Origin of the sequence: Streptococcus suis, from assembly GCF_002960445.1 — a bacterium.
GTDB classification, from domain to species: domain Bacteria; phylum Bacillota; class Bacilli; order Lactobacillales; family Streptococcaceae; genus Streptococcus; species Streptococcus hyiners.
Window position 1 is genome coordinate 1 of record NZ_POJD01000319.1, and the last position, 305, is coordinate 305.

The following is a 305-nucleotide window of genomic DNA, read 5'->3' on the forward strand; positions in this document are numbered from 1 at the left end:
ATTCTTCCTTCCACTGCAATTGCCTCTATTCTGCTCATTTTACTCTATAGAGCAAGACCAGGTTTTTACAATCTTTAACCAAAACTGCCTGCTGGATTTTATCTAACAGGCAGTCTTTTTAATTATTTTTACTTGCTTTATGCTATAATAGGAACGTTATAATACATTTTGGAGGAAATTATGGCTTCTTGGATTTCAAGAATTATTAAAGGTATGATTATCGCACTCGGCTTTATCTTACCTGGTGTCTCTGGGGGGGTACTCGCTGCTATCCTCGGAATCTATGAGCGACTAATTGGATTTTT

1 protein-coding gene is annotated in these 305 nt (G+C 36.7%); it reads left to right on the top strand.

Annotated features, from left to right (window positions below; all coding sequences use genetic code 11):
* Positions 1 to 180 precede the first annotated feature (180 nt).
* On the top strand, positions 181 to 305 hold a 125-nt coding region (locus C1G53_RS11035; RefSeq protein WP_153046719.1), incomplete at its 3' end, for an undecaprenyl phosphate translocase family protein.